Source organism: Desulfovibrio sp. 1188_IL3213 (assembly GCF_036763145.1).
Lineage (GTDB): Bacteria > Desulfobacterota > Desulfovibrionia > Desulfovibrionales > Desulfovibrionaceae > Desulfovibrio.
The window spans coordinates 1-3,723 of sequence record NZ_JBAIYR010000224.1; the positions used below are offsets into that span (position 1 = coordinate 1).

Sequence of the window (3,723 nt, forward strand, 5' to 3'; positions counted from 1 at the left end):
CCGCGCTTTCGGCAAGGGGCGCAATGCCCGGCACGGGGTAGGTACACAGGCCATCGCGGCAGGTGATGCGGCTCAGCAGCTGGGTGGCCTGACGCAGCCCCTCGTTGATGGTTTCGGCCACAAAGCCATTGCTCAGATAGTCCAGTATGCCGGTGCGCTGGAGTATCCTGTTCACGGAACGGCTGCCCACAACCAGAATGACGGGAATGCTGCGGGCATAGCAACGCTCCACAAATTGCGAGAGGGCGTATGCGCCCGAGGCGTCCAGCCAGAAAACACGGGTCAGGTGCAGAACCACAAGGCGTGTGGGCTCTTCGTCCTCTTCATAAAGCTGGCGCTCAAGCTCGTGGATGGCCCCGAAAAAGAGTGTTCCCTCAACGACATAAACGGCGATGCCGTTGGGCATGTTCTCCGGGGCCTCGCGCAGCAGGGGGTCATTGGGCCGCAGGCGGCGCACGCGGGGGTGTGCTGTTTTATAGATAAAAAGCACCAGCGACAGCAGTACGCCGATGAAGATGGCTTTTTCAAGGTCAAAGATAAGTGTGGAGGCAAAGGTAAGGGACAGCACGATCCTGTCGATGCGCGTGGCGACCAGGCACAGGCGTATGGCCTCGATATCTATCATCTGCACGGCAATGATAAGCAGAATGCCGCCCAGCGCGGGCAAGGGCAGCCATGCAATGAACGGGGCCAGCGCAAAAAGCATGGGCAGGGCCAGCAGACCGGAAAATACCGTACCCATGCGGGTGCGCCCGCCGGATGTGACCATAAGGGCGCTGCGGGTAAAGGAACCGCAGCCCGGTATGCCGGAAGTGATGCCTGCCGCCATATTGCCCAATCCCTGCCCGATAAGCTCCTGGCTGCCGTCGAAGCTGTCGTTTCTGACGCTGGCAAGCTGCTTGCCGATTGCCAGTGACTCCACCGTACCCAGCAGGGCCAGGGCCAACGCGGGCATGAAAAGGTCGCGCACGGCCGCAAGGTCAAAAGCCGGCGGCATGGACAGCGGCGGAATGACGCTTGGTATGGCCCCTACCAGCGGCACGCCGTGCTTGTCTGCCTCAAGATACCACGAGGCTGCGGTGACCAGGGCCAGAGCCGCCAGCGATGCCGGAAAGCGGTGCGAAATGCGCTTGAGGCTCAGGGCCAGCGCAATGGTCAGGGCTGCCAGGCCCACGCACCATTCGTTCAGTTGGGGCAGGCCGTGCAGCACGTCAAACATCTGGTGAAAAAAGCCCGCTTTTTTGGGGCCGGGAATGCCGAAAACCGTCTTGAGCTGGCCCATGCCGATGAGCAGGGCTGCGCCCGTAGTAAAGGCCACCATAACTGAATGGGATATGAAATTGGCAAGGTCGCCCAGTCTGGCAAGGCCCATGCCCACCTGTATCAGGCCGCAAAAAAGCGCCAGCCCGAAAATATACGTCATGCGTATTTCTTCGGGCATGTTGATGATGAGCGTGCCGCCCACGCTGATGGTCGCCATGGTGGAAAACAGCACCATGGAGATGGCGTTGGTCGGCCCGGCGGCCATGAAGCGCGAAGATCCCCACAGCGCGGCCATGACCACGGGCAGCATGCAGGCGTAGATGCCGTACTGCGGGTGAACCCCGGCAATGATGGCGTACGCCATAGCCTGCGGGACAGCCATGGGCGTGACGGTGAGGGCTGCCGTCAGGTCAGCCTTGAAGTCACGGGGCGAATAGGTTTTGAGCGTGGACAGAAAGGGAAAGATGGCCGACAGGCGCATGCTAGTCCTCCCTTGGCGCGTCGTCTTCCAGCCGCAGGACATCATGTCCCAGCGCGTAATGCATGAGGCGCGGACGCTCCACGGATTTTTTGAGGGAACTGATGATACGGGTCATGCGGCGCGTGCCTTCAAGCACTCCGCCCAGATGCCCCGCAAGCTCGGTAAGATCGGCCCGCGCCAGGGCGCTTTCCAGCTCTTCGGCCAGGATGCGCCCCCGGGTGTTTTCGGGAAATTCCGCCATGAGCTCACGGGCAAGGCGCAGGGCGCGGGTCTGGGTGGCGTCGATATCTTCCACAAGCTCACCGCAGTATTCGGCCTGGTTGCGCATGACGTTGATGGCATTGTTGCCGTAGTGGGCCATGGCCCCTGCGGCTTTTTCCAGCGCGTCGCGGGCCACGGCTATGCGGCGGCCCACGGTGAGCGAAACAAGGCGGGCGCATTTGCCGAGGAAGCGCTCGTCATAATTTTCAAAGCCGTATTCGCGCTTGGTGTACAGCATGACAAGACCAAAGGGCGGGCGGTCGTTGCGCTCACGCAGCACAAAAGCCAGACGTGAGCGGTAGCCTTCCTTGTAAACCATGCAGTCAAAGGAGTCGCCGCCTTTTTCGATGGCCTGAAGATTGTTGGAAACCACATAGCGCGTGTGCCCCTGAAGGATGGCGTTCATGACGGGGTGTTCCCGCAGGCCTTCTTCCAGCATGGGGGCCACAATGGGTATGGCCTTGCCGTTCACATGCCCGGCCGAGCGCACCACCCACTCGCCCTGCTTGTTGCGCAGGCGGCAGACGTAAAGTTCGGCGTGCAGGGCGTGCACAAGAATTTCCGCGCTCTGGCGCAGCACCTCGCCCGGAGGAGCCATGCGGTCGGCAATAGCCAGCAGGTCGCTTGAAACGCGCAGCAGCATTTCCGTATCGCTCTGCATGGACGCAACAGAAGCCAGCAGGTGCAGCAAACAGCGCCAGCTGCGCAGGGGAACCCCGCGCACCGACGGGCGATAGCCCTGGTTGAGCGTTCTTTTGGCAGCGGGCAAAAGCCCCAGAACGGCCACGCGCATTTCCGGCGGGGCGTACTTTAAAAGGCGGATGATCTCCTCACGGACATATTCTTTCGTGTGCTGTGGCACCGTGTGCTCCATTGCATGGAAATGCAGAAGGCTGCGGCCTTGTCAAGCCGCAGCCGCCTGAAAGCTTCTGGCAGGGCTGTCTGTGTTCTGTAAGGCGCAGAGCCGCGCCGGTCGAGTAAAAACAGGACTTGCCGCAGAACAGGCAGCATAGTCCTGAACGGGCGGCAGGTCAACGGCATTCATTATTTTGACCCGCTCGCGTGACAGGGGCGGACGTTATCGATAATATTCTGTAACTATATACTATTTTTCAGATGGCAGCAAACTTGCATCAAGCTTTTTACGTTCCGGGCGTGCCTTGTGCGCGGTCTGTCAAAGGAGCGGGAGCGTCCGTTCTGTCTGTTGCGTTGCAACGCAGCCCGCTCCGGCCGTGTGGCGGCGTTCCGCCGGAGCATTTTAACTTTGGAAAAGTGTAAATGTTCTAACGCTGCACGAAAGTGCAGCGCGCCACAATGTGGCGTGGATTCAGCCGAAAATCGTATTTTTCGGCTGAATGAAAACTTTGAAATGTGAAGTATTTCAAAGTTAATCTGCTCTAGAGCAATTTAACTTTGAAATTGCTCTAGCGGCTGCATGAGCAGACGCCCGCCGCGAAGGCGTAAGCGCAGTTTGTCTGCGCGGTTAAACGCCGTAGCGAGCGTGCCTTAAACTTTTAGAATGTATATTCTCAAAGTTAATCTGCTCTAAAAGTACGGCCCTGCCGTCTGAGTTGAGGATTTTTCATGAAGCGCCATAAAACCTTTGCCATCCTCGTCGGTTGCCTCGGCGGCACGGTCCTGCTGCTGGGCTTGCTGGCGGGCTTTGTGCCGCAGCGCGAGGGCTATGAGGTGCGGCGTCGTGCAAGCCCTGTCGTGGT

Annotated in this window: 2 protein-coding genes; both read right to left on the minus strand. The window is 59.5% G+C overall.

Annotated elements, in window-relative coordinates:
- On the minus strand, positions 1 to 1,744 hold a 1,744-nt coding region (locus tag V6C16_RS09230), incomplete at its 3' end, for a SulP family inorganic anion transporter (RefSeq protein WP_333543056.1).
- Position 1,745: 1 nt separating this feature from the next.
- Positions 1,746 to 2,867 (minus strand): hypothetical protein, encoded by a 1,122-nt coding sequence (locus V6C16_RS09235; protein WP_333543057.1) that lies wholly within the window; start codon positions 2,865 to 2,867, stop codon positions 1,746 to 1,748.
- Positions 2,868 to 3,723 lie beyond the last annotated feature (856 nt).